This window comes from Lacicoccus qingdaonensis, assembly GCF_900101075.1.
GTDB classification, from domain to species: domain Bacteria; phylum Bacillota; class Bacilli; order Staphylococcales; family Salinicoccaceae; genus Lacicoccus; species Lacicoccus qingdaonensis.
Genome location: NZ_FNFY01000019.1, coordinates 24051 through 49802, shown reverse-complemented (window position 1 = coordinate 49802; position 25752 = coordinate 24051). Strand labels below are relative to the sequence as shown.

At 44.0% G+C, this 25752-nt stretch carries 32 protein-coding genes; 22 read left to right on the top strand and 10 right to left on the bottom strand.

What is annotated here, in order from left to right:
• Nucleotides 1–211: helix-turn-helix domain-containing protein (locus BLR15_RS10285; RefSeq protein ID WP_143003960.1), on the bottom strand; the 211-nt coding region annotated here is incomplete at its 3' end.
• Nucleotides 212–364: 153 nt separating this feature from the next.
• Between BLR15_RS10285 and BLR15_RS10280 the strand changes: the two genes are divergently transcribed.
• From BLR15_RS10280 to BLR15_RS10270, 3 genes are all read left to right on the top strand, one after another.
• A complete protein-coding gene (locus BLR15_RS10280) occupies nucleotides 365–1393 on the top strand; it encodes a hypothetical protein (RefSeq protein WP_092987196.1) in 1029 nt (342 codons plus the stop codon).
• A gap of 123 nt (nucleotides 1394–1516) precedes the next feature.
• The gene (rarD, locus tag BLR15_RS10275) at nucleotides 1517–2434 is read left to right on the top strand and encodes an EamA family transporter RarD (RefSeq protein ID WP_092987195.1); all 918 of its coding nucleotides are present in this window, start codon (nucleotides 1517–1519) and stop codon (nucleotides 2432–2434) included.
• Between the two features lie 72 nt (nucleotides 2435–2506).
• Nucleotides 2507–3367 (top strand): DUF6612 family protein, encoded by an 861-nt coding sequence (locus tag BLR15_RS10270; RefSeq protein ID WP_092987194.1) that lies wholly within the window; start codon nucleotides 2507–2509, stop codon nucleotides 3365–3367.
• A gap of 116 nt (nucleotides 3368–3483) precedes the next feature.
• Here the strand turns inward: BLR15_RS10270 and BLR15_RS10265 are convergent, their stop codons facing one another.
• Nucleotides 3484–4410 (bottom strand): VOC family protein, encoded by a 927-nt coding sequence (locus BLR15_RS10265; RefSeq protein ID WP_092987193.1) that lies wholly within the window; start codon nucleotides 4408–4410, stop codon nucleotides 3484–3486.
• A gap of 80 nt (nucleotides 4411–4490) precedes the next feature.
• Between BLR15_RS10265 and BLR15_RS10260 the strand changes: the two genes are divergently transcribed.
• Both BLR15_RS10260 and BLR15_RS14070 read left to right on the top strand, forming a co-directional pair.
• A complete protein-coding gene (locus BLR15_RS10260) occupies nucleotides 4491–5132 on the top strand; it encodes an alpha/beta hydrolase (RefSeq protein ID WP_092987192.1) in 642 nt (213 codons plus the stop codon).
• A 16-nt stretch (nucleotides 5133–5148) separates the two neighbouring features.
• The gene (locus BLR15_RS14070) at nucleotides 5149–5313 is read left to right on the top strand and encodes a hypothetical protein (RefSeq protein WP_176754128.1); all 165 of its coding nucleotides are present in this window, start codon (nucleotides 5149–5151) and stop codon (nucleotides 5311–5313) included.
• 30 nt (nucleotides 5314–5343) lie between these two features.
• On the opposite strand, the gene BLR15_RS10255 is transcribed toward BLR15_RS14070, so the two are convergent.
• Nucleotides 5344–6198 (bottom strand): Cof-type HAD-IIB family hydrolase, encoded by an 855-nt coding sequence (locus BLR15_RS10255; RefSeq protein WP_092987191.1) that lies wholly within the window; start codon nucleotides 6196–6198, stop codon nucleotides 5344–5346.
• Between the two features lie 106 nt (nucleotides 6199–6304).
• Between BLR15_RS10255 and BLR15_RS10250 the strand changes: the two genes are divergently transcribed.
• The 8 genes from BLR15_RS10250 to BLR15_RS10215 all read left to right on the top strand — a co-directional run bounded on the left by BLR15_RS10250 (nucleotide 6305) and on the right by BLR15_RS10215 (nucleotide 12906).
• Entirely contained in the window at nucleotides 6305–6988 is a 684-nt protein-coding gene (locus tag BLR15_RS10250) for an AzlC family ABC transporter permease (RefSeq protein ID WP_176754127.1), read from the top strand.
• The gene (locus BLR15_RS10245; RefSeq protein WP_092987189.1) at nucleotides 6985–7269 is read left to right on the top strand and encodes an AzlD domain-containing protein; all 285 of its coding nucleotides are present in this window, start codon (nucleotides 6985–6987) and stop codon (nucleotides 7267–7269) included. Before BLR15_RS10250 ends, BLR15_RS10245 begins: the two co-directional genes overlap by 4 nt.
• Nucleotides 7270–7287: 18 nt before the next feature.
• On the top strand, nucleotides 7288–8211 hold the full coding sequence (locus tag BLR15_RS10240) for an AEC family transporter (RefSeq protein WP_092987188.1): 924 nt from the start codon (nucleotides 7288–7290) through the stop codon (nucleotides 8209–8211).
• Between the two features lie 55 nt (nucleotides 8212–8266).
• Nucleotides 8267–9298, top strand: a complete 1032-nt coding sequence (locus BLR15_RS10235) for a Rho termination factor N-terminal domain-containing protein (protein ID WP_092987187.1) — start codon at nucleotides 8267–8269, stop codon at nucleotides 9296–9298.
• A gap of 74 nt (nucleotides 9299–9372) precedes the next feature.
• The gene (locus tag BLR15_RS10230; RefSeq protein ID WP_092987186.1) at nucleotides 9373–10962 is read left to right on the top strand and encodes a gamma-glutamyltransferase family protein; all 1590 of its coding nucleotides are present in this window, start codon (nucleotides 9373–9375) and stop codon (nucleotides 10960–10962) included.
• 15 nt (nucleotides 10963–10977) lie between these two features.
• On the top strand, nucleotides 10978–11517 hold the full coding sequence (locus BLR15_RS10225; RefSeq protein WP_092987185.1) for a chromate transporter: 540 nt from the start codon (nucleotides 10978–10980) through the stop codon (nucleotides 11515–11517).
• On the top strand, nucleotides 11514–12041 hold the full coding sequence (locus BLR15_RS10220; RefSeq protein ID WP_092987184.1) for a chromate transporter: 528 nt from the start codon (nucleotides 11514–11516) through the stop codon (nucleotides 12039–12041). The genes BLR15_RS10225 and BLR15_RS10220 overlap by 4 nt, the downstream gene beginning before the upstream one ends.
• 19 nt (nucleotides 12042–12060) lie before the next feature.
• Nucleotides 12061–12906 (top strand): aldo/keto reductase, encoded by an 846-nt coding sequence (locus BLR15_RS10215; protein ID WP_092987180.1) that lies wholly within the window; start codon nucleotides 12061–12063, stop codon nucleotides 12904–12906.
• A gap of 125 nt (nucleotides 12907–13031) precedes the next feature.
• Here BLR15_RS10215 and BLR15_RS10210 read toward each other — a convergent pair whose 3' ends face one another.
• Together BLR15_RS10210 and BLR15_RS10205 are read right to left on the bottom strand one after the other, a co-directional pair.
• Nucleotides 13032–13658, bottom strand: coding sequence for a hypothetical protein (locus BLR15_RS10210; protein ID WP_092987175.1), 627 nt, complete (start codon nucleotides 13656–13658; stop codon nucleotides 13032–13034).
• Nucleotides 13659–14375, bottom strand: coding sequence for a YwaF family protein (locus tag BLR15_RS10205; protein WP_092987172.1), 717 nt, complete (start codon nucleotides 14373–14375; stop codon nucleotides 13659–13661).
• 64 nt (nucleotides 14376–14439) lie between these two features.
• Between BLR15_RS10205 and BLR15_RS10200 the strand changes: the two genes are divergently transcribed.
• A complete protein-coding gene (locus BLR15_RS10200; protein ID WP_092987170.1) occupies nucleotides 14440–15036 on the top strand; it encodes a class I SAM-dependent methyltransferase in 597 nt (198 codons plus the stop codon).
• 60 nt (nucleotides 15037–15096) lie between these two features.
• On the opposite strand, the gene BLR15_RS10195 is transcribed toward BLR15_RS10200, so the two are convergent.
• Nucleotides 15097–16104 carry an NADH:flavin oxidoreductase/NADH oxidase gene (locus BLR15_RS10195; protein ID WP_092987168.1) on the bottom strand — a complete coding sequence of 336 codons (1008 nt, stop codon included), beginning with the start codon at nucleotides 16102–16104 and terminating at the stop codon, nucleotides 15097–15099.
• 185 nt (nucleotides 16105–16289) lie between these two features.
• Between BLR15_RS10195 and BLR15_RS10190 the strand changes: the two genes are divergently transcribed.
• Together BLR15_RS10190 and BLR15_RS10185 are read left to right on the top strand one after the other, a co-directional pair.
• Nucleotides 16290–16796, top strand: a complete 507-nt coding sequence (locus BLR15_RS10190; protein ID WP_092987167.1) for a GNAT family N-acetyltransferase — start codon at nucleotides 16290–16292, stop codon at nucleotides 16794–16796.
• A 46-nt stretch (nucleotides 16797–16842) separates the two neighbouring features.
• Complete coding sequence (locus BLR15_RS10185; RefSeq protein WP_092987165.1) at nucleotides 16843–17043, top strand: hypothetical protein; 201 nt, start codon at nucleotides 16843–16845, stop codon at nucleotides 17041–17043.
• Between the two features lie 60 nt (nucleotides 17044–17103).
• Here the strand turns inward: BLR15_RS10185 and BLR15_RS10180 are convergent, their stop codons facing one another.
• Nucleotides 17104–17481 (bottom strand): DUF6176 family protein, encoded by a 378-nt coding sequence (locus BLR15_RS10180; RefSeq protein WP_092987163.1) that lies wholly within the window; start codon nucleotides 17479–17481, stop codon nucleotides 17104–17106.
• 138 nt (nucleotides 17482–17619) lie between these two features.
• Here BLR15_RS10180 and BLR15_RS10175 point away from each other — a divergent pair, with 138 nt between their 5' ends.
• The 4 genes from BLR15_RS10175 (at nucleotide 17620) to BLR15_RS10160 (ending at nucleotide 20735) form a co-directional block, all read left to right on the top strand.
• Nucleotides 17620–17967 (top strand): carboxymuconolactone decarboxylase family protein, encoded by a 348-nt coding sequence (locus tag BLR15_RS10175; RefSeq protein ID WP_092987160.1) that lies wholly within the window; start codon nucleotides 17620–17622, stop codon nucleotides 17965–17967.
• Nucleotides 17968–18105: 138 nt separating this feature from the next.
• Nucleotides 18106–19014: an agmatinase family protein gene (locus BLR15_RS10170; RefSeq protein WP_092987199.1), complete on the top strand. Its 909-nt coding sequence runs from the start codon at nucleotides 18106–18108 to the stop codon at nucleotides 19012–19014.
• Between the two features lie 46 nt (nucleotides 19015–19060).
• The gene (locus tag BLR15_RS10165) at nucleotides 19061–20281 is read left to right on the top strand and encodes an Nramp family divalent metal transporter (protein WP_092987158.1); all 1221 of its coding nucleotides are present in this window, start codon (nucleotides 19061–19063) and stop codon (nucleotides 20279–20281) included.
• A 37-nt stretch (nucleotides 20282–20318) separates the two neighbouring features.
• A complete protein-coding gene (locus BLR15_RS10160) occupies nucleotides 20319–20735 on the top strand; it encodes an OsmC family protein (protein WP_092987156.1) in 417 nt (138 codons plus the stop codon).
• Between the two features lie 42 nt (nucleotides 20736–20777).
• On the opposite strand, the gene BLR15_RS10155 is transcribed toward BLR15_RS10160, so the two are convergent.
• From BLR15_RS10155 to BLR15_RS10145, 3 genes are all read right to left on the bottom strand, one after another.
• Nucleotides 20778–21395, bottom strand: coding sequence for a hypothetical protein (locus tag BLR15_RS10155; RefSeq protein WP_092987155.1), 618 nt, complete (start codon nucleotides 21393–21395; stop codon nucleotides 20778–20780).
• A 73-nt stretch (nucleotides 21396–21468) separates the two neighbouring features.
• Nucleotides 21469–22269 (bottom strand): type II pantothenate kinase, encoded by an 801-nt coding sequence (gene coaW, locus BLR15_RS10150; RefSeq protein WP_092987153.1) that lies wholly within the window; start codon nucleotides 22267–22269, stop codon nucleotides 21469–21471.
• A 63-nt stretch (nucleotides 22270–22332) separates the two neighbouring features.
• Nucleotides 22333–23916 (bottom strand): BCCT family transporter, encoded by a 1584-nt coding sequence (locus BLR15_RS10145; RefSeq protein ID WP_245696744.1) that lies wholly within the window; start codon nucleotides 23914–23916, stop codon nucleotides 22333–22335.
• 350 nt (nucleotides 23917–24266) lie between these two features.
• On the opposite strand from BLR15_RS10145, the gene BLR15_RS10140 reads away from it, so the two are divergent.
• Both BLR15_RS10140 and rpoE read left to right on the top strand, forming a co-directional pair.
• Entirely contained in the window at nucleotides 24267–25106 is an 840-nt protein-coding gene (locus BLR15_RS10140; RefSeq protein WP_092987138.1) for a GNAT family N-acetyltransferase, read from the top strand.
• A gap of 72 nt (nucleotides 25107–25178) precedes the next feature.
• Nucleotides 25179–25712: a DNA-directed RNA polymerase subunit delta gene (gene rpoE, locus BLR15_RS10135; RefSeq protein ID WP_092987137.1), complete on the top strand. Its 534-nt coding sequence runs from the start codon at nucleotides 25179–25181 to the stop codon at nucleotides 25710–25712.
• Nucleotides 25713–25752 lie beyond the last annotated feature (40 nt).

Genomic DNA, 25752 nt, shown 5'->3' with positions numbered 1-25752 from the left:
CATATGTTTTTCCATTCTGTTTCTGACGGCGGATTTGTCGGACGGTTCCGCGTTTGATTTCGTTATTGATGGTCTGGGGTGCACGTCCTAAACGCGCCGCAATGTCACGGTTGGAGTAATTCTCCTGCTTTAATATCTTAATTTGGGCCCGTTCCGCTTTGGTCAGATGTTTTCCTTTGATGGATTCAGTGGTATCATGAAGTTGCGTCATGTGATTTCATTCCTTTATTGAGTGTTGTGGTTAACTTTCAATATAACATGAAATTCACATGGCGTTTTTTGTATCAGAGGTGGCTAAGTTCATTATAAAATCCACCTAAAAATGATATTCTTACAATATAAATAAAAAATGAAGGGTGATAGGATGTTCCAATATCAATCTCTGTTCAGGAAAAATGCGAGTAACCAGGCAGGTAAAATTATAGGTCTGACGATACTTGCAGGTATTTTTATAACAATCAGCTTTTTTGCCGTGTTCATTATTACCATGCTGCCATCTTTTGCCTTTGGTGACAGTGCGTGGGTATTACTGTATTTATTTTTTATTTTCTTTTTATTATTTTTGTTCAGTGTGTTTGTGATTTATCCATTGAGCATAGGCATCATAAAATTTTTTACATCAGCCTATACCGGTGAGAGTTACGGCTTTAGCGACCTGTTCTTTGTATTCAGGGAACGCAGATACGGTAAGGCGGTCAAGCTGACAATACTGGTTCTAATCGGCTACATCATCATCAGTATTGGAATATCCATGTTGATGCAGCTTGCATTTACGTTGGTCAATCTGCCTTTTTCTGCACTGCTTGGCGGTCTGTCCTATGAAAACAGCATAGAAACATCAGCAGCAATGATCACCGGCCAGATTGGCGTGTTCATATTGATGGCAGTGGTGAACCTGACGATATTCCTGCTCATGTATATACCTTATGTGCTGTTGATGATCTATATGTTCCTGGTCTACCTGGTATTCGTGGATCAGCCGCATATTCCGACAATGGATAAGTTCTCAATCGCTTTTAAAGTGATGTTCCAGGCCGGGCAGAGCCTTGTGAAGTTGTTCTTCAGCAATGTACTGCTGCTTGCAGGTGTGACGATTTTGTACTTTGTCCTTATAATTGGCGGAGCATTGCTGATCGGCTTCCTGCTCAGTGCGTTTGACAGTGTAGTACTGGTTGTACTGGCAGTGGTGATTCCGACGCTGATCTTCCTGGTTCTATACATTTATGTCATGTATCTGATGGTCGGTTCAATCGTCTCCTTTTACTATAAAGGACGTAAAGTCTTGGACGTTCGTGCTAGTGAGGCAGCGGGGCCCCGTGACGATGAAAGGGAAGTGCATGATAATGATTTCAGAGACGACGATTTCAGAGCTCTGGATGACAGAGATTATTAAAATGATTTTGAAGCCCGGGTTTTCCCCGGGTTTTTTAATTGAGCTGAAATTCTTTTAATTATCATTGCGGAGAAGTAACATTAGATTATTGGAATCAACTATCAGCATCGGAGGGATGACGGATTGGGCGAGAGCAAAAAAGGCATCATCTTTGCCATGGGCGCATATATCATTTGGGGATTCCTTCCAATTTACTGGAAGCAGATCGAAGAAATATCTTCATATGAAATCATCGCCCACAGAGTGTTGTGGTCATTTGTATTTATGATTTTATTCATCATTTTCATCGGCAGGTGGAGATATTTCAAAGAGGACTTAAAATTCATCTTCAGCAATAAAAAGAAAGTGGCTGCGCTGTTTATGGCCTCTGCGGTAATCACTTCCAACTGGCTGGTCTTCATCATCGCCGTGCAGGCCGGTCATATACTGGATGCGAGTCTCGGCTATTACATAAATCCGTTGATCAGCATTCTGCTGGGACTCATAATTTTAGGAGAAAGGTTTTCAAGAGTGGGGTGGATCGCGATCTTCATAGTGGCTGTCGGAGTGGCCTACATGATTGTGGGTCTCGGGTCCGCACCGTGGATATCATTTTACCTTGCTGTCAGTTTCAGTGTCTACGGCCTGATCAAGAAAACGATAAATCTGGATGCTGTTTACGCAATGGCGGTTGAAACGTTTGTCCTGGCACCATTTGCGTTGATGTATATCATATATGTGCAGGCAACAGGCAGCGGTTCATTCGGTATCAATACAGAAAGCGTCTGGATGATGGGCGCGGGTGCGGCAACCGTGATTCCACTCCTCCTGTTCAGTCTCGGTGTTCAGAAAATACGCCTGTCCCTGATCGGTTTCCTGCAGTACTTCGCGCCGACGATCATGCTGCTCATCGGTGTTTTCATGTACGATGAAGCATTTACGGATGTCCATGCAGTCGCATATGTTTTCATCTGGAGCGGACTGATCATATACAGTGTAAACAGGTATTTGGCGATGCGGAATGACAACAGAAAACAATCGAGACGACGAATCAAAAATTAGCATATTATTAGTTTATATCAATTAAGCATGGTATTATTTTATAGAGATTAGGCTTTGAGGAGTTAAATATTAATGCAGACTAAAAAATATATGATGATACCATTGCTCCTTCTGTCAGTGTTCTTTACAGCCTGTCAGAATGATTCCGGTGAAACAGAAGATGAAAGGCCTGAAGAAACGACAGAGGATACAGCAGATCAAACCTCAGAAGAAACGGCAGAAGAACAAAATGCTGAGCAGGATATAGATGAAGAAGACAATAGTGAGCCTGAAACGGAAGAAGCTGAACCGGCAGAGGAAAAAGAAGAGGGGACAGCTGAAAATGAAGAGATACTCAATCAGGTGATCGATCGCTCGGAAGACCTTGAAAGTTATGAAGCGCTCATAGACCTGGAAGGCTCTGTTGATGGCGCACCATATACTTTAAATGCTGAAGCCGCCATTAAAGATGGCGATCCGCCTGATCTGTTATTGAAATCCAATGATGAAGTGAGAACGGTCGCAAAAGACGGTTCGACTTATATCTTCACTGGTGATGACTGGGTGGAAACGACCGAGTCCATGAATATTGAGAGTTTATTTTTCGTAACATATGACAGTACATTGAATTCACTGGCGGAACTTTCAGGGCAATTGACCAAAGAAGAGACGGATGATTCATATCTCTTTACTTACGAAGGATCGAATCAGTCGGTTTACAAAGCATTCCAATCACTGCTCGGATTTGAATTCGGTGCACTGGATACTTCCGAAATATACAGTGACTTAGAAGTCGAAGTGGATAAAGAAGACCATGTAGTGGAGTATATTGCATATGAAGCTTCCGGTGAGGATGAACAGGGAGAATACTCGATGAACGGTGATGTGGAATTCACAAGCTTTAATGAAGTGGAAGAGATAGAGCTGCCTTCTGAAATCGAAGAAGAGAATTAAAAGTCTGGTCTGTAAATATAGAAAACCGAACGGCTCATCATGTGAGCCGTTCGGTTTTTTCATGTTCAGGAAAATCTGATTCAAATACACTTTATTTAAGCCCGCCATAAGCCCTGTCAGTTGATCGGAATCATATAGAGTTCTATAAAGTCCCTGTCTTTTTCAAGGTCCGGCGGCAGGGAGAGTGACTCGCCGAGGGCTTCGAGCCGTTCATCCACGGTGAAACCGGGGTCTTCGGTTGAAATTTCTACCGTGATATCGCCGACAGCCTTGATATAGATTGCCTTGAAGTAGAAACGGTCAACGATCCCTGAATTCCGCCATTTCTCCGCATTGACTGTTTCAAGCACTTTTTCAAGCGCCGCTTCATCACTGACTCTGAGCGCAAAGTGGTGGACGCTGCCGAACCCTTCTTTTTCAATTTGTGAAGTTCTGTTTTCTATAATGAAAACAGAGTCCTCACCAAATTTCACTTCCGCTTCAACGGTCTCATCATCCCATTCGCCAGCGACTTTCCCGCCGAGCATTTCTAAAAATAAAATCATCGGCTTCAAGTATTGGACGGTGACTTCAACCGCTTTGATGCCGGTAATGGAAAATTCTTGTGGTATATCTGTACCGGCAAATGGCTCCGATTCATCATAATCCGGATCGACGATCAACGCCAGACGGTGATTTTCATAATCGGAAAAGTTCATATATGTGTAACCGAACCTTTCTATGATCCCTTCAGTATACACTCCTTTTTTCTGGAACCGTTCTTTGAAATATTCCAATGATTCCAGTGAAGGGACTCTGAAGACGGTCCGTGATATTGAATTCGTACCCGGCTGATATTTGGATGACCGGCCGATTTCAAAAAATGTGATGTCGGTGCCGGGTGTCCCTTTATAATCGGCATAGAACAGATGGTACATGCTCGGTTCATCCTGGTTGACTGTCTTTTTAACCAGTCTGAGACCCAGTATTTTTGTATAAAAATCATGGTTGTCCAAAACTTCTTTAGTAATTGCAGAGACATGATGCAATCCTTTAACTGACACAGATATCTCTCCTCGGTAAATATGTTACATTTATTATATAATACGAATGAATAGAAGACTAACTTTAGAGGGTATTGATTATGGAGCATCTATTTATAAAAGGGAAGAATAAAAACCCTTATACGATCATTTTATTTCATGGCACGGGCGGACGGGAGACCGATCTGCTGGATGTGGCGGCAACGATAGATTCGAATGCCAATGTATTGAGTCTGCGCGGCAATACCGACGAGAACGGGCGGACCAGATTTTTCAAACGGCACAGCCCAACGGAATTTGATGAAGACAGCCTGAGAGAAGAAGGCAGAAAAGTGAAGGATGCGCTGGTCAATTTCGAAAAGGAATATGGCATCAATTTGGAGCAGTCGATTTTAGTCGGGTATTCCAATGGTGCAAATATGGCGGCCCATCTTCTGCTTAATTATGATTTGTACTTTTTCGGTGCGATACTGCTGCACAGCGGCTATAAAAGTGAACAGGTCCAGAAGGTGGATCTGACCCGTACAAGTGTCATGCTGACTGCAGGTGCGAGGGATATGGTGACGACTGCAGGAGAGTCATATCAGTTGAAAAAGAAATTGGAACTGCGCGGAGCGATTGCTGAAGTGAAACTGACCGATGGCGGTCATGAAATTGTGCCGGACGAACTCATGGAGGCTCATGTATGGTTTCTCGGCCTTAAAAGGGAAACGGAAGATGAATTCGATAATCTGGGTAAGTGATAAAGGAGAGGGCAGTATGCATATCATCGATCAATCGGAACGAAGGACCGTCGCTATGATGAAGATTTATTTCTGGGGGGCACTGAGCGTGGTCTCTTTAAAGAAATCAGCGAGTTTCAACGACCGTCTGAAGAAAGCGCAGGAAGAATTCAAGGAAGCAGCATCGAAGCACAGAATTTAGCGTATAAAAAAACAGGCTTTAAGCCTGTTTTTATTTTAAATAGGTTTTTTCCAGATATACGGCGAGTCCGTCTTCTTCATTGCTGAATTCCGTGACATCGTCAGCGGCACTGATGACGGATTCGGTACTGTTTTCCATAGCTGTTTTTCTGCCGCATATTTCAAAGAGCGGCAGGTCGTTCATCGAGTCGCCGATCGCATGGACATCTTTTGCGGAGATGCCGTATTCTTTCACCAGTGTCTCAAGACCGGTGCCTTTATCTTTTCCACCCAGCATGATTTCACTGTTATGCCTGCTTGTTTTGTACAGGGAATAATCCAGCCGCTTCTGCTGGCCGCTCAAATAATCGAACCAGGCATCTATTTTTTCAATGTCTTTTGAAATGAAGAACACTTTCAGCAGCTCATCCATATTCAGCTCGTCGACCCACTGTTCCTCGTTATCGAGAGTCTTGAGCAGCTGTACATGTTCATATTCGAACATTGTTTCAGGCCGGTCCCCGCCAATGTCACGTGCACTGTATTCCTTATCCTTTTTCAGCGTCCTGCCGCCGCTTTCAGCGGTAAATGCTTCATAATAAATTTCACGTTCCCTTGCAGAGGCCAGGACTTCTTCAACCAATGCCCTGTCGAAGCGGTAGCTGACAATCTTTTCATAATCACTGCCTGAATGATTGTAGATGCTCATTCCGCTGGCTGCGACAAAACCTGACAGAGGGACTTCTTTCGGTGTCACTCTAAGAATGCCGCTCTTTGTGCGGCCTGTGGCGATGAAGATCATCAGCCCCTGCTCATGAAGTTTTCTTAGCACTTCCACAAGACGCGGAGAATACTCCCCGCGGTTATTTAATATCGTACCGTCCATATCCAAAGCGATCGCTTTCATAAATATATCTCCTATAAAGTATGTTGATTGAATTTATTTGTTAATTAGACTATACCAAATATGTTAAAATGTTTGTTAATTAAATTTATTGGAGTGAGTGCAGAAATTGAATACATACAGGAAATCTTTACTCGACGGACTCACTATCGGACTTGGTTATCTGCCGGTTGCTGTCGCCTTTGGAATTACCGCAAAGCCGCTGCTCACCGCATTCGAGACATTTCTGATGAGCTTTATGGTTTTCGGCGGCGCAAGCCAGTTTCTGGCACTTCAGATGCTTTCTGCCTCAAGCAGTGCAGCTGCCATCATCATCGCTGTTTTTGTGCTGAATTCCAGACATTTTGTGATGTCTTTTAAAATCAACTATGACCTGAAAGATGAATCACTGTTGAAAAAGCTGCTCATTTCATCCTATGTCACTGATGAATCATTTGCACTCTCTGCAAACGTTGAGAATGAACGGAAAAACTTTATCAACTATTTCATTATTTTTATTACGGCTTACATATTCTGGGTTGTCTTCTCAGTAGTCGGATATATGGCTGGGGAGATAATGAGCGAGGAGTGGGTGACGGCAAGCGGCATCGCTTTATATGCGCTGTTCATCGCTCTTTTGGTGCCTGCCATCAGAACACATCATAAATATCTGATTGTCGCCGTACTCGGTATGATACTGCATTTTATTTTCATAGAAATAAACTTCATCCCGTCCGGACTGGCCATCATTCTGGCGATGGTGCTCTCGGCAATGTTCGGGCTTGTTTTGGAAAAAAGGAGTGATAAGGTATGATAATGTTAATCTTCGCGTTATTCCTGGCGACGATCATCACCAGAATCCTGCCTGCATTTTTTGTCGGCGGGCTGCAGTTTCCGCAGTGGCTGATCACTCTGCTCAATTACATACCATATGCTGCGCTTGGAGTATTAATTTTCCCGGGGCTGCTGACGGCGGTTGAAACGCCGGTGCAGGGGATTTTAGGCGGTTTATTTGCAATGATATTGGCGATATTCAGGGTGCCGCTGTTTTTTGTTGTATTTGGAACGATTATTTTTGTTTATTTTCTAATATAAAATAGTGAGGGAACATTTATGTCGGATTTCATGTTTATATTCATCAACGTCATGCTCCCCATCGCCATCATTGTAATTATCGGCTATGTGGTCCAGCTCAGATTCAAACTGGACCGCGGCACTCTGGCCAAGCTGATGATCAATTACATTATGCCGGTCTTTATTTTCATGAATCTGTTTGAAGCGGATATGGAATTTACACTGCTGTTGTCAGTTCTGCTGTTCCTTATACTGTATGCAGCACTGACATTCGTCCTTACATATTTTATCGGCAGGGCGATGGGGCTTGAGCCCGGTCATCAGATACTTTTTACAAACTCGAATCTTTTTTATAATGCCGGCAATTACGGGGTGCCGGTGAACGATCTGGTCTTCAGAAGTGATCCGTATGCGATGAGTGTTCAGATCATGATGGTATTTTTTCAAAATATGTTTGCGTACTCATACGGGGTCGTTTCACTCAGGGCTGCAGAATCAGGCAAATGGAAAGCGCTCCTCGGCTATTTTAAAATGCCGATATTTTACGGACTGGCGCTCGGTCTGATATTTAATTTTTTCAATATAGGTGTACCGGCGTCGGTATATATTTCTTTTGACTACATCAGTGATGCGATGATCGGTACTGTACTGTTCATACTCGGTGCACAGATTGCGGGTATATCGTTCAGACGAATACGCATAAGCGCCGTCGCTGCAAGTTTCATCAGACTTATCATTGGACCTGTACTGACAATTGTTTTATTATTGTTGTTCAATCTGGACGGCGTGGTGGCCCAGGCGATATTGATCACAACGGCTATGCCTTCGGCAGTGAACAGCACCATCATCGCCCAGCAGTACAGCGATGACCCTGAATATGCAGCGGAAATCGTCATGTTCAGTACATTATTCAGCGTGGTGACGGTGCCTCTGGTCATCTACATCGCTTTGAATGTATTTTAGTATTCCTGATATGATAAAATGTAATTATTAAATAGTATTTGGAGGTGGATCTGTCATGGCGAATGCAGAGACACATTTGGAAGCATATAATATGAATGATTTAAAAAGATTGGCAAAGACCATTTCTGTTAAAAATTATTCTACTTTTAATAAAGAAGATTTGATAAAAGAGATCATTAAACAGCAGAAAAATGCTGAAACGGCGGCGTATGCATACAGGTACATTGATGAGGATTCATTCAATACATGGAAAAAATCAGTGAAAGAAGATAAAGAAAAGCGCTACTCCCTTGAGGAGATTTTCGGCCTGTATATCATGGGGTATGCATTTGAGGATACTGAACAGGAGGACAACTTCTTCCTGACAGATGCGATCGTCAATCTGTATGAAGAAGTGGATACGAAAGAGAACAGGGAAGAAAGGCTCGAAGTTCAGAGAAGATTGAACCTGATCAGGGCAGCGCTTCACCTGTACGGTATCGTAAGCTTTGAACAGCTGATCCATTTATTTAAGAAGTATTATGATGAAGACGTGACTTCAAAGGAAATCATAGACTTCCTTGAAGGATCTCCTTATGATATCTCGATTGATGAGGACAACGCCCAGATAGTGATTGATGATATGAACTATGCCCAATATGAAATGGTCAAAAAGCTCCAGGGTGACAGACCGTATTATGAGCCTGAGTTCGGCAAATTCATCAAGTTCAGCAATCCCAACTATATTGATGAATCGTCCAACCACAGAAAGCTGAGGGAATGGGTCGAGAAAAATGTGAAGGTGCCCCGCTCCAAGCATGAGAATATTTACATTTCTCTGTTACAACTGATCATGCGCGGGGAGAAACAGGACGAAATCGTTCAATATTTGATGTCGCTCGATGTTGAATTCAGCAATGTCAATGACCAGCGTGACTTTTTCGACAATATTGCGGGCATCGTCGAAAACACCCGCCACTTCAAGTTCAGAGGCCATAAAGAATCAGAATTGAAAACTAAGACAATCGTCAAGGAAGTCAAAGTCGGACGTAATGATCCATGCCCATGCGGCAGCGGCAAGAAGTACAAGAAATGCTGCGGTGCCTAGGGATGAAAAACCCTGTGTAATGCAGGGTTCTTCTTTATATCGAATTTTCAAAATAATAAAATTAAGGGGATTTCATGAAACATAATAATTATCCATATCAGAACAGTCGCTACAGTGTATATGCAAAAAACGGGATGGTCGCAACTACGCATCCTCTGGCAACAGAAGCGGGTATTGAAGTGTTGAAACAGGGCGGTAATGCGATGGATGCAGCGGTCGCAACTGCTGCGACCCTGACAGTCGTGGAACCGACGAGCAACGGTATCGGTGGGGACGCTTTCATGATTGCCTGGATGAACGGAGAGCTGCACGGTATGAATGCGAGCGGGCAGTCTCCGGACAAAGTGTCCATGGAAACATTAAAGGCGCATGGCTGTGATGAAATACCTGCGTACGGCTGGCTGCCGGTGAATGTGCCGGGGGTGCCGGCAGCATGGGCAGGCCTGATTGAAAAGTTCGGCAGACTCACTTTGAAAGAAGTTTTAAAACCTGCCATTCATGCGGCGAGGGAAGGATATGTCATCACACCGACGGTTGCGAAGTTCTGGCAGACGGCGCATAAGACATTTAAAAGAGAGGTCGAAAATTTTCCCGAGATAGAACACTGGTTTGAAGTGTTCGGTAATGTCGAGGCAGGCGATGTGAAGACGCTGCCGAAACATGCTGACACTTTGGAGGATATTGCGAATACGAATGCAAAATCATTTTATGAAGGCGATCTGGCCGATAAAATAGTGAAATATGCTGAAGAGACCGGCGGCCTGGTGACACATCGGGACCTGAAGAATTTCGAGGTGGAATACGTCAAACCGATCAGCATCAATTATAAGGGATATGATATTCATGAAATACCTCCGAATGGACAGGGCATAGCTGCATTGATGGCGCTCGGCATCCTTAAAGATGATAATTTTGCAGAGAAAGACGGGCATTATTATCACCATCAGATTGAAGCGATGAAACAGGCGTTCAGTGATACAACCGCCTATGTTTCAGACAGCGATCATATGCAGGTGGCGTCCGGTGATATGCTGGATGTGGAATACCTCCAGACGCGGCGTAAAGAAATTACTGCTTTTGCACAGGAGCGTGTGCACGGTGAACTGCCAAAAGGCGGAACAGTCTATCTTGCAACGGCAGATAATGAAGGCAATATGGTGTCATATATCCAGAGCAACTATATGGGCTTCGGTTCAGGCGTTGTCGTGCCGGAAACCGGCATCGCACTGCAGAACAGAGGACATAATTTCTCAATCGATGAAAACCATCCGAACTATATCGGCGGCGGTAAAAAATCGTTCCATACGATCATTCCGGGTTTCATCACGAAAGATAAGAAACCTGTCGGGCCGTTTGGTGTCATGGGCGGCTATATGCAGCCGCAGGGTCATCTGCAGGTGGCGATGAATCTCATCGACCACGGCATGAATCCTCAGAGCGCGCTGGACGCACCGAGATGGCAGTTCATGGAAGGGCTGCGGGTCGATGTGGAGGACCGGTTCCCGATGGACGTTGCGCGTGAACTGAACAGAAGAGGGCACCAGATCAATGTCAGCCTGGAACCGAACCACTTCGGACGCGGGCAGGTAATCATCCGGCAGGACAACGGCGCCTATGTCGGCGGAACTGAATCCAGAACGGATGGCTCTATATCAATCTATTAGAAGAAGTGAGAAAATATGCAGTTTAAAATATTTTGGATATTTTTTAAAGTGGGTATGCTGGGCTACGGCGGCGGTCCGGCGTCAATCCCTCTGATAAAAGCGGAAGTGGTGGATATACATAAATGGATGACGGATGATGAGTTTCAGGATATGCTGGCCATCGGCAACACTCTGCCCGGTCCTATTGCGACAAAGCTCGCGGGTTATATAGGCTATATAAAGAGCGGCTGGCTTGGACTTGCCAATGCTGTGCTTGCGACCATCGTGCCGACCATATTCCTGATGATCATCCTGCTGACTTTATTCGTCGAATTTAAAGACCTTGGCTGGGTGCAGGGTATGAGCCGGGGTGTTCTTCCCGTCGTCGGTGTCATGATGGCACTGCTGACCATCGACTTTTTAAGCAAGGCAAAAGCAAAGACCACCTGGATTTTCCTGATTCCTTTTACATTGATTTCTTTGGTGCTCCTTGTGCCTTTGAATATACACCCCGCAATCATCATTGCGGTCATCATCATATTCAGCCTGCTTAGGAGAGAGGGGAGAAAAGCATGATATATATCCAGATATTTTTAGCGTTTTTCATTCCCGGTATTCTTGGTTACGGCGGCGGTCCGGCATCGATCCCCCTTGTCGAACAGGAAGTGGTCAGAAACTATGGGTGGATGGATTCCCAGCAGTTTGCAGAAGTGCTGGCACTCGGCAACGGGCTGCCAGGGCCGATCATCACTAAGATGGCCGGCTATATCGGCTTTATGGTCGGCGGCGTCCCCGGTGCAGTCATTGCAGTGACAGCGGCTGTACTGCCGTCATTACTGTTGATGATATTTTTGGCAGGTATCCTTTATAAAATGAAAGGGACCAAGAAGTTTGAAACGTTGACGTCACTTGTCAGGCCGGTCATTGCGATTCTGCTCGGCATCATCGCATACGACTTCTTCAGCGGCGCATTCATCCAGTCAGGTGTTGTGCACACGGTCGTATTAATCATTGCGAGCTTTCTGATGCTGACAAAATTCAAAGTGCATCCTGCCCTGGTCATTTTATTCGGGCTGGTTTACGGTGCACTGTTACTATAAAAACGGAAAAGGTGATGGAATGGTAAAATCGATACAGGATACTTATACATTATCAAACGGAATAAAAATCCCTGTGATGGGACTCGGCGTCTATAAAAATGTGGACGAAACCGAACTCGAGACCGCTGTTTCAAGCGCTCTCGAATTTGGATACCGCCATATAGACACGGCAAAAGTATACAAAAATGAAAAAGGTGTCGGCAGGGCGATTAAAAATTCCAGAGTACCGAGAGAAGAAATTTTCGTTACAACAAAAGTCTGGAACAACGATCAAGGTTACGAAAATACATTGAAGGCATTTGATAGAAGCCTCAAAGAGCTGGACATGGACTATATCGACCTTTATTTAATCCACTGGCCGATGCCGGGAACATACGTGGATACATGGAAAGCGCTGGAGAAATTGTACAAAGACGGGAAAGTGCGTGCAATCGGCGTGAGCAACTTCAATCCGCATCATCTGCAGGATATTTTCAATGAGTGTGAAATCAAGCCGATGCTGAACCAGGTTGAGTACCATCCGCATCTAGCGCAGCCTGAACTGAAAGCATTCTGTAAAGAGCATGATATTCTTCTTGAAGCATGGTCGCCGCTTAAACGCGGCCGCATGTTCGATGAGCCGGTGCTTGTAAAACTGTCTGAGAAATACGGCAAGACACCTGCACAGATCATTTTGAGATGGGATGTTGAAACAGGCGTGTCCACCATACCGAAATCGGTCAGTGCCGACAGGGTAAGAGAAAATGGAGATATATTCGACTTCGAGCTGACCAGTGAAGAAGTTGAAGCGATCACTGCCCTCGACCGGCACGAGAGAGTCGGCAAAGACCCGGATAAAGTGACACTGGATACATTCGCAGACTGATAAAACAAACCCCCGCTGAAAATTAATTTTCAGCGGGGGTTTGTCGGTCACTGAGCGTTGCGAGTGACTGATATAGGTGTGTTGTCGGTCACTGAGTACTGCGAGTGACTGACAAGGGATCCTCTTTAACTGATTCTTAAAATGATGAACGGCAGTATGGTGAAGATGAATGCTGTAAGCAGATGGAAGATGATGAACATCACTATCCATTTGACAACCTGGGCATTCTGATCTTCGATCAGATATTTGCCGAATATGAAAATCGCAAACGTAATATATATGAACATGATCAGTACGATTGACGGTATTGTAATGACAAAGGCAATCGTAATATCTGCGGCTGTAGTGATGATGACAAGTATCAGTGCTGCGAACAGTATCAGTATGAACTGTGTCATCAAGGCGAGGACACCGTAGTCATGGAGCAGTTTTCCTGTGCTTTTCGGCTGCTTGAGCGCATTTTTATTCATGAAATAAAACACAAGGAATCCTGCTGCGTAAAATACCCATAAATAGACCAACAGAATGAGCCCTGCCTGTATTATTAAATTACCGTCTCCAAATACTGTCTCAAAGACTGCATAAAACGGTGCCAGCGCCAAGACGAGAAATAACACCACCGGTAATGTGCTGACAAGTATGCTTGCCCATTTTGATACGACTTTTTTGTGATTCAAGATGCGGTTTGGCAAAAGCAGACTCATATAAAAGTATTTTAAAGGGTTGAGTTTAATATTGGATCGTTCAGTCATTCATTTGTCTCCTGTCTCATAAATAATATTTTTCCTTAAGTGGATAATCAGCCGGATGATAAAGAATACAGCCATGAATCCTATGAGTGTACCGGTTAAGTTTACAGTAACATACAGGGCTTCACTCATATCATGGAAAAACGGGCGGTTGTTGATGAAAAAATAATTGCCGCTGACATGAGGGTTCAGAAAATAGACAAACAAGAAATAAACGGCAAATATGAAATAGGCCTGGAAGACACCTTTTAAAGTCGGTACGAAACCCATCGCAAAATGCATTGTCAGAGGGAAGAGTACATTGGCGGCATGCAGCAGGAAAAACGACCATCCGGCCATATGCCAAACAGGGTGGATGCCGATCGGATAGAAGAAAGCGGCATATGCAAACAGACCGATATAAAATATCGCCTGATTCAAAAAATCTTTCCTGACAAAGAACTGGATGATGATAAGCCAGATGATGACACGGCAGATCTGTAAAGGCAGTGAATAGGCGAGTGAATAATCGTCGTTGATCAAATACCAGGAATTGATCAACATTCTCTGAAAAACGGAGATGATAAGAAATATAAGCAGTGCCAAGGAGGTATTTCTTGATATTTTAAATCTCAGTCGATATATTACATAAGCGGCGACAGCCAGTAAAAACATATATATAAAATAACTGAAGTCACCGGGTTCAATATACGGCGTATCGGGATTGATCATTCTATCCATGGAAAACACCCGCTTCCTGTAAGTGATTATAATTAAGAATAAACGACTTGAGAGGAGCTTTACAATGAATGAGGGAATTTTTAATGAAATTGCGAAACGCTATGACAATGAAGACCACCGTCATCTGGCCGGTGTCATATTAAATGAGCTGAAACAGCACCTTGTGGATACAGAAGATAAAGTGCTGCTAGATTACGGCGCCGGCAGCGGTCTCATCGGTCTGGAACTCGCAGATCAATTCAATAAAGTGCATCTGGCCGACGTCTCTTCCGAAATGGTAGAAGTGCTGGATAAAAAGATAACGCTCGGCAACACAGGAAATGCCGAGGCACATGAAATGAACCTGCTGGAAAAAGATACTCTGATCAAAGCGGATATCATCATCATGTCCCTTGTGCTGCTTCATGTGAAGGAGCACCAGAAACTGATACAGAAACTTTATGATGCTCTGTCTGACGGTGGAAAACTATATATCGTGGACTTCGATAAAAATCCTGAAGTGACACATCCGAAAGTGACAAATGGATTCACCCACGAAAACCTGAAAGAAATGATGTCAAATGCAGGATTTGAAAATATACAGGTAAAGAACTTTTATGAAGGAAAAGAGATATTTGTGAAAACAGATGCAACAGTACTCATTGCTTCAGGTGATAAATAAAACCGGTTCAAAAAAAGAGTGCCATCCATTACTTAAGGGATGGCACTCTTTCAATTCACTTTAGTTGTAACCTCTTTTATACTGTTCCGGCACAAACTGTTTACTCTCATCATTGTTCAACACCCAGTGCGGGTCGCGGAGAAGTACACGCCCGAGAGCGACAAGGTCTGCACCCGCTTCAGTGACCGCGCGCTCGGCATCTTCAATCTCATCCAGTATGCCGACTGCAATGACCGGAATGCCCGCTTCATCTTTAATGCGTTTCGCATAAGGCAGCATGTAGCCGGGGGCTGCTCCCGGGAACCGTTCAGGGGAAGGTTTGCCTTCACCGCCGGCAGAAACGTGGATCATATCGACGCCGGCTGATTTGAATTGTTTGGCGAGCTGGACACCGTGGTCAAGGTCATAACCGCCGTCCGTAAACTCCTTGGATGATATTCTCATCAGCAGCGGCATTTCTTCCGGCATCTCTTTTTTGATTGCCTGAATGACTTTTACACCGAATAAACTCAAGTCCTGGCCGAATGCATCACTTCTGTTATTAGTGCGCGGTGCTGAGAACTGATGGATCAGATAACCGTGTGCACCGTGTATTTCAATCGTGTCGAAGCCCGCTTCCACAGCGCGGCGGGCGCCCTGCCGGTAGTTTTCAATGACGTCTTCCGCCTCTTCAGTTGTCAGTGCATGCGGTTCTTTATACTTATCGCTGTAGGCGATGGCGCTGGATGATACCGGTTCTTCCGCATCTTCTGCCTTCCTGCCTGCATGTGCGATCTGAATGCCGATTTTTGCGCCGGTTTTATGGACTGCATCCACGAGGCGTTTGTAGTGGGGCACATGTCCGTCAGACCATATGCCGAGACAGCCGTTTGTAATACGTCCTCTCGGTTCGACATTCGTCATTTCAACCATGATCATGCCGACACCGCCATGCGCACGGGATAAATAATGCGTCGTATGCCAGTCATTGGGTATGCCGTCTTTTGCACTATATTGGCACATCGGAGCCATGACGATTCTATTTCTCAGTTCAAGATTTTTTATTTTATAAGGTTCGAAAACAGACATCTGAAAATTCCTCCATAAGTAAATTGATATATTTATTGTGTACGAGCGGATTTTCAAAGTCCAGTCATTTGCAGTAAAGACAGGATAAAAAAGTTACGAAAAATATGTCTGCAAACAATTAAATTGTAATAAATTTTTCACGTGATAAAATTGAAATAATAGTACAATGGGATAGGAGAGTCGGCATGGAATATATTATTAGAAAACCTGAAATTGAAGATGCAGAACAGATTATCGAACATAAGGAAATTGTGACTGAAGCATACCCGGATACACTTGCCACTCCCATGGAAGACAGAGGCCTCCCGCTTGATAAGCAGGAAAATAATATCACTTCTTTGACGAAGGAAGATCTTGGGCTGGTTGTGGAAGTGGACGGCCGTATAGTCGGGATTTTGAATTTAAGACAAAATCCGCGTAAAAAGTTTGAACATGTCTGCCAGTTCGGCGTCAGTCTGCAGCCGCAGTATGCAGGTCACGGTATCGGTACCGAGCTGATCGACCGGGCAATCAGACATGCAGAAGAAAGTACGGTACTTGAAAAGATTGTACTCGATGTATTTTCCAATAATGAGGGTGCCATACGGTTTTACGAAAGACTGGGCTTCGTCCAGGAAGGCAGACAGAAAGATCAGGTAAAGCTGAGGGACGGCTATACAGACCTGATCCAGATGGCAAAATTTGTCAAATAAGTCGTTGCAGATGCAGTTAATACTAGATTGAAGGTTGAGATGTAATATGAAATCCATATTTATGGTAGGCGGCGGTGTTCTGCTGGGATTTGTTTTAATATTTACAGGAATATCTTTCTTCCCGGAGAGCTTTGCGTTCAACGCGGTGGCCAGTACGATATTGATACTTTCCCTGATTTCTTTATTTATAATGCTGTTTGTGAAGTTTAAACGGCATTCTGAAGTTGACCGGGAAAATGATAAGTAATCATATATGAAGGAAAAAGGTACAAAATCAATTGGATTTTGTACCTTTTTGTTGCTTTATTTATACTGTGGCAGCTTTATCTTCATTTTCAAGGTGCTGCATATAGCTTTTGATACGCTTCGGGATCATGACGACTTCATTTTGCAAGTTTCTCGGGCGGTATGCCTTATCGATGCATCTGTTCCAATAAGAAACGTGTCTGCGGTCGATGCACTCGGCAACTTCTGTGTTGGTGTCGCCATCGTCAGCTTGAATTGAATACCAGTAGAGATACTCACGATCTCCTACAGTATCACGCATAATCGTTTCGACAAACATTTTTTCACCGTCCAGTGAAAGCAGTGCATCCTGCATGTTGTCATTCAGAAACTCCATCCACTCATCTACCAGTTCGCTTTTGCCTTGTTTTATACGAAATTTTGTCAACTCTACCTGCATTTTCAAGCCTCCTCTTCAAATTCACTTTCACCATCATACATCATTTAAAACGGTTGTCAATTCACTTTTCAAATTTTCATTGTTATATTTAATATGTAAAAATGTTTTAAAAAGAAAGAAAATGGGAGGGGTGATCACATGTCAGCATGGAAAGAGCTGAACACAAGGGCCCAGGCGAATACCAAACGCATTCAGGAAACTGTTCCGGAAACGATGAGACAATATAAAAAGCTGCAGAACAGTGCCTATGCCGAAGGGGTACTTGATAAAAAGACGAAAGAATTTATCGCGCTTACGTATGCTATCGCAGACAAATGTGAAGGATGTATCGGCAACCATGTCAATAAATTGGTGGCCCTGGGTGCATCGAGACAGGAAATTGCCGAGATAGCGGAAGTTTCCATCGTCATGGGCGGAGGACCAGGAATGGTTTACAGCGGGAAAGCTTTGGAAGCCTATGATGAAGCCGTTGCAGAAGCAGATTGATGATAGCGGAAGATTTTATTGAGCGGGTTTATATATTTAATATTAGGTTAATTGATAGGTATATTGGTTATACTATGAAAAAATTAAAGGAGTGTTCTTTCAGTGGCAGAAAAAAACATTTACGGCAACACACCGCCGATGCTCGGAGCAAAAAATTTAACAGAGACAGATGACTATAATACGGATGTACTGTTCTATGGCGTACCATGGGAAGCTTCAAGTACATGGGGAGATTATACTGGGGTGGAACTCGGCCCTAAACAAATCCGTCTGTCTTCAGAGAGATACAGTACTTACTTACCGGAACTCGATCATATAAACGTAGAGGACCATTTGAGCTTTGGTGACGTCGGTGATGTCGCTGTCAATCCGCACAACGTTCCTGAAACGGTGGGGATCATCGAGCAGTTCACAGAAAAACTTTGGAACAGCGGCAAATTTCTTGTCGGTATCGGCGGCGACCACAGTGTGTCCTATCCGATTGTCAAGGCACTGACCAATACAGGCAAAAAAGTGGGCATCATCCACCTGGATTCCCATTATGACAACTATGAAGATTACCATGGGGACAAGTATGCCCGCAGTACACCGTTCAAGAGGTTATACGAAACTGAAGGCGTGAGGAATGAAAGTCTGATCCACGCAGGCATCAAAGGACCGCGCAACAAGCCGGAAAACGGCAAGGCTGCAAAAGAAGCGGGTGCAGTGACTTTGACGATCAATGATATCCGTGAGCAGAGCGACTTGAAAGCATATGCCAATGAAATATACGATATGGCTGCAAAAGATGTCGATGTCGTCTACTTGACGATCTGCAGCGACGTTCTAGATTTTGCTTTTAATCCAGGCGGTCCGGTGGACGGCAATGGATTGAATTCGTATGAGTTATTGACGATGATTTATGAATTCGGTAAACGCGGTCTGTGCGGTATGGACTATGTCGAAGTGTATCCGATGCAGGATGCCAATCAGAATTCTGCGCATTTTGTTTCAACTGCAGTGCTCTATGTACTGGCAGGTCATATTGATGGAGGTCACCACAAATAAACAGGGGTGACCTCCTGTTTTTTTATAAACAAAAGGGGATGATAAAATGAATGCTTCAAGATTCATACAAAAACTTAAGGAGATCGGTCCGGGTGCAATTATTACGGCATCATTCATCGGACCGGGCACCGTGACAACAGCGACAAGGGCCGGTGCGGGTTTCGGCTTCGCGCTGCTGTGGGCGGTCATATTTGCGATTGTCGCCACGATTATCCTACAGGAGATGGTTGCAAGAATCGGTGTCGTTACAAAGCAGGGTCTCGGAGAGAATATCAGGGAGCTTTTCGATAATAAGATACTTAAATTTGCTTCAGTCTATATCATAATGATTGCCGTCGCCATCGGTTGTGCCGCTTATATCAGCGGTGATCTGCTCGGTACATCACTTGGAGTGTCATACTTATTCGATGTGCCGGAAAACATCGTCGCACCGATTCTCGGTGTCATCATCTTAATCCTTGCATTGACCGGCGGCTATAAAATCGTCGAGAAACTGATGATCTTTTTCGTGATCCTTATGGGGATCATATTCGTCACAACAATGTTCATAGCCGGACCCGACATACTTGAACTGCTGCAAGGTGCTTTTGTACCCGGGATTCCAAGCGGTTCTATTCTGATGGTCATCGCGTTGATCGGGACGACAGTCGTGCCTTATAACTTCTTCATACATGCGCAGACTGCGAGCGAAAAATGGGGAGATACAGATAAACTGTCCGATATGAGGTTTGATACAATATTGATGATTTCAGCAGGTGGTCTGATCACTGCAGCCATTTTGATTACTGCAGGTGCTTTAATACAAGGGACTGAAGTGACCAGCGTCGTAGAGCTAGCAGCACCTCTCGAGCCGCTGATGGGCGGACTCGCGCCTATATTTATCAGTGTCGGTCTGTTTGCTGCTGGGTTTTCATCTGCAATTGCCTCACCGATGGGGGCGGCTGCAACCGTGAGCAGCTTCATGCACTGGAAAGGCGGCTTTCAAAACAGGAAATATAAATTGATTTTCGCGATTGTCATCATCATTGGTATCATCACTTCGGCAATCGGATTTGAACCGCTGGAGGTATTGCTGATTGCCCAGGCACTGAATGGAATAATACTGCCGCTCATCGCAATATTCATCATGATTGTAATCAATAAGAAAGGTCTGATGGGAGAATTCAAAAATGCCGGAGGGTTAAATGTACTGGGTTGGATCATTACAGCAGGCGTTACATTTTTAGGGGCTTACAGTCTGATTGATGCAGTGAAGGCATTTATCTAGTACAGTATTGTATAGAAGATCAAGTGGAGGAATTGTAATGAAAGTAAACACGAAATGGCAGGGAAATATTTCTTTTGAATCAACAGCAGATGTCTCGGGGCATACAGTCAATATGGATGCAAAAAAAGAAGCGGGCGGCTCCGGCAGCGCACCTTCACCGATGGAGATGGTGCTGCACGGCGTGGCCGGCTGCATGGGCATCGATCTGTGTGTCATAATGAGACACCATATGGACAACGTGGAAGAGCTTGAGCTTGAACTTGACGGTGAGCGTGCAGAGATTGAACCGAAACGCTTCACTGACATAGAAATCATAGTGAAAGTTGACGGGGATATCCCTGAAAAAGTCCTGAAACGAGCAGTGAAACTGTCCCATGAAAAATACTGTTCAGCAGTCAATTCATTGAATGCAGAGTTTACAACAAAAGCAGTATTGAACGGCAGGGAAATTTAAAAAAGTGCTTCCGGAAATTAAAATCCGGAAGCACTTTTTATATCAGTCATCTTCACTCAGTGATGTGTCTTCGAAGTTCTCACTGTGAAGCATGATTTCCTGTATATAGTCCTGCTGATCGTACGTCATCATGACATAGTAGCCGTTATCAGGGTCACTGTCATACATCATTCTGAAGTTTGAAGTGTCATCCACTGTCGGCCAGCCGTAATTTTCCACAGCGTCCATTTTTGAGAACTCTTCCGGGAAAATGATGATGCCGTCCGCCCTTAGTTCAGAAGTATCTGTATCATCGGCTGATTCAGGGAAGTTAAAGGCAATATGTTCGTAATGGTAGTATGTGCCATCCGTAAGTTCCCCGCTGCCTTCCGGCTCTCCGAGAGCATTGACCATGTAATCATAACTGGAACCGATTGAGATTGTGCGGTATTCGTAGCTTGCCGAAAAGAAGTTTGAGATGAACGCATCGGAAGTGATGTTGACCGGCTCCACTTCGGGCGGTTCTGTCTCTTCTTCCATTTCCTCAGTGTCTTCCGGCTCTTCAACTTCCTCAGTGTCGTTTTCCGTCGTTTCAAGGTCATTGGGATTATTTCCTGTAATCGTACTTAAACATGAAATCAAAAACAGTGGTGTTGTAATGAGTAAAAGTAAGAGCTTCATCCAATCCCCCTCATCATTATCCTATGATTACATTTTAAAACACTCTGCAGCCAAATACCAGATGGTGTATGTTTCACACATACATGGCACCCAGTGCACCGGAGAACTCGCCGTTTTTAATGATGTGCGGCTGCATGCCTTTCAATGATACATATCTATTGATGATATCCATCATTACATCGTTATTCCTTATTGTGGAGCCGATGAAGACGATATCTTCAGTTTCAAAGCCGTCCGCCAGGTTGATACCGATCGTGCTGACGGTTTCAGCGACAAGTGCAATCACAGCCTGCAGCTCATCCGCGTGTCTGACGATTTTTCGGTCACCGGATTTGACATTGCCAAAATTACTTGCAGTCAGGTCGCCGGGTATCGGTGATGCGTCGCCGGCATATATGTGGTGGACCTTCAAATCGATTTCATCACGGTTGCCTTCTTTGGCGAGGCTGACAATCTCATCGAAATCATCAATGCCGGTCAGAAGATAGGACAGCCCCATCAGAGTACCGCCGCCGACACCGGAACCGCCGGCTCTTTTCTGCCCGTCCGCATCTGCCTGGTGGAATGAAGTGCCTGTGCCGACGTTCAAGTAGACAAAACGTTCAATATGTAAATCCTGTTCATTCATCAGCTGTTTCAACCCGATGTATGTTGCATCGAATTCGATGGAGATATTCACGTCGTGGTTCAGCCTGCGGCTCATATATTCCGCTTTCCCGCCTGTGATATGAATATCGGCATCAGGATGGTTTTTATTCAGTTTTTCTATGAAGTCGTCGATCTCCAGAGCGGGCACCTTGTCGAATACTCTTTCATCATTTTCCATATATACAATTTTTAATAAAGTGCCCCCGGCATCTATGCTTATTTTCATAATATGCCCCCAAAAAAATGTCATTGGCAATAGTATACCAATGACATTTAATATTTTGTACAACTATTTAAGTTTTGTTTTTCTCGGACGGCGTTTCATCGCTTCATTCGATTCGCGTCTGAGCGATTTGGATACTGAGAATATCATCAATATCAATACGACTGTGAATGGCAGTCCGGCAAGCAGTGATGCGGCCTGCAAACTGCTCAGTCCACCTGCAAGAATCAATGTGATTGTTAAGAACCCAAGCAGAATTCCCCAAAGAATCTTTAAGCGTAAAGCAGGGTTCTCAGTGCTTCCTGAAGTCATTCCCGCTACGATAAACGTTGCAGAGTCTGCAGATGTAACAAGGAATGTGAAGATTAACAGTATAGCAAGTGCTGATGTAATCTGACTCATCGGCAGCGTATCAAACATTGTAAATAATGCGGCAGTCTGGTCATCCAGTACTATCTCACCGATAGAAGTGCCGTTAAACAAGTCTGAGTATATTGCTGTTCCCCCAAGAGCAGCGATCCATAAGAAGGACAGCACCGGTGGAACAATCAGTATACCGAGCACGTATTCTCTTATCGTACGTCCTTTGGATACTCTGGCGACGAATGAACCGATAAACGGACTCCAGGCAATAACCCATGCCCAGTAGAACACTGTCCACTCCTGCACCCAAGTCTCGCCTGAATACGGCTGGGTTCTCAGTGAGTATCCGACATAACTCTTCAAGTAGTCCCCGATACCGAGAACAAAAGTTTCCATGATGAATGTAAATGGTCCCATGAACATAACAAACACTGTTAAAATCAACGCAAGCGCCATGTTCAAGTTACTCAGCCACTTAATACCTCTTTTTAAACCTGTAATTGTTGAGAATAAAAAGAGAGTAACCATCAGAACAGTCAGTACGATTTGAGTGACCGGTCCGGAAGGTATATTAAAAGCAAAGTTCAATCCGCCATCCATCTGAAGGATACCGAGACCGATAGAAGTTGCCATACCCGTCACTGTAGCAATAACAGCAAGGATATCAATGAACTTCCTTGAGGTCTTGTTATAATTCTGGCCGAACAACGGTTCAAGTGATGTAGAAACCATACCGTTTTTCTTTTTACGGTACTGACTGTAGCCGATGGCCAGACCTGCTACACCAAATATGGACCACTGTGATATACCCCAGTGGAAGAATGAGTACCCCATGGCAGTACGTGCCGCCTCATATGATTCGACTTCTCCGCCGGGGAAAGGTGCAATCATGAAGTGTTCCATCGGTTCGGCGACCCCGTAGAACACGAGGCCGACACCGAGACCGCTGGAGAACAGCATGCCGACCCATGAACGGAATGAAAATTCAGGTTTTGAATCATCCGGGCCGAGTTTAACACGGCCGTAAGGTGAGATTGCCATGAATAATAGGAACATGCCGAATCCGAACACACTGATCAGAAACAGCCAGTTGAAATTACGTGCGATCGTATCATAAATGCTGTAAGATGCATTTTCCACAGCTTCAGGGAAAAACATTGCCATTAATGCTGCAATTGCAATGACGCCGCCGGCTCCCCAGAAAACGGTGCCAAGCTTTGCATCCTCTTCGCCGGGAAGTTTGCGCTTAGTATTTTTAGGATCTTCCTGTTCTTTTTCTTTACTCAATAAAAAACCCTCCATAAAAATATTTTTCAGCTTTTCTACAGTTCTGGGTGTTATGATGCATATATTCGGGTGACCATAAAGAATGCCGCTGGTACCTTGTACCAGCGGCATTTCGCTGATAGTAAGATAATTGGCTGTGTGTTTGTCAATTAAATTACTTTAATAGATTTTGCTTAAGTAAAATATACAACATTTAGTATAATATAGGAAAATCATACACTAAATAAGATGTTTGTTCAATCACACTTTTAGGTTATTCTGTAAGTGGAAATAAAGTATAATTGAAATTCAAATTGTATATTCAGTATCATAACAAAATAAACAGATATGTCAAAAAGGGGACAAAATTTATGAATGAGATTAATATACGGCCATTTGAAGAAAGTGACAGAACAGCTTTAAAAAATTTCAAGCTCAGTGAACAGCAGCTTGAATTCACCAGCCTGCCGCTGGATGTGCTGAATGATGCGGTGGGGGATGAAGACCGTATGCCATGTGTGGTCGTCGACAGGGAGGACGGCATCGTCGGTTTTTTCGTACTGCATAAACATTACCGCCACGAAGGCTATGACACGAGAAGGGAGGTCGTGTTTGTCCGCTCCTTGTCCATTAATGAAAGTGTGCAGGGAAAGGGATACGGTACTAAAGTTGCTTTGAATCTGCCGATTTTCGTCCAGAATCATTTTTCAGACTATGACCATCTGCATCTTGTAGTGGATGCTGATAATGCGGCGGCATGGAACCTTTATGAAAGGGCGGGTTTTATTCATACGGCGACCAAGGAGGACGGTCCGATCGGATTGGAGAGACTGTATCATCTTGATCTTGATCAGAAATATGTTAGTAATATCAAATTAGTGGTAGATGAAGAAACAGAGGCGCCGGATGTCAAGATAGACATCATTCTTGATAATGAAAAAGCGATCGGCTGCATCGAAGGCACTGCAGAAGGAAAAACGCTCCTGATAAAAAATATATTCGTCACTGAAGATGAGAGAGACAGAGGAATTGCATCCAGTGCGTTAAGACAGCTGGGTACATTTTTAAGAAGAAATATGAAAGAGCTCTCTGAACTTGCCGTTTTGGTCAACGAAGATGAAAGCATCAATCAATTATTTGAATATGTCGGTTTTGCACGCTTTAAAGAGACGGATAAAGAGGATCTGTATATAAAGTATATTAAATATTAAATACTTCTTGATTCATCAGTTAAATAACTGTATCATATCTAAAGATACGAGCGGACGAAAGGATGTAAATCAATGAGACTGGATAATTATACAAAAGAAATGATGGATGAAAACTCATTCATAGACATGTCATTCATTTACCTGGAAGACAAAGGCAAAGATGCCGACCTGTATGAAATCATAGATAAGTTCAAAGAAGCCGGCGATTACGAAGAAGAAGAAATAGAGAACCGTATTTTGCAATTTTATACGGATCTGAACACGGATGGACGATTCCTGTCTACAGGTGAAAATATCTGGGGCCTGAGAGACTGGTACTCTGTAGATGATATTTCTGACAAAGTGGCGCCGACAATTCATAAGATAGAGCTTGCAACCGAGGAAGATGAGCCCGAAGTCTACGAAGAAGATGACAGTGTTGAAGATGCTTTCGACCAGGATAAAGAGCTCGTCGACGGTGACACTGAAGACCTGGAAACACCTTTGAACGATACAAAAGATGACGAGATAGATGAAGCAATCGACAGTTCAATCGATGAAACGATCGAATACGATGATACTGATGAACTGGAAGACTCTTACGAAGATGATGAACAAAATGTGTAACTCAACTTATAGTTGACTTTATTTCCAGAAGTGCTATTAT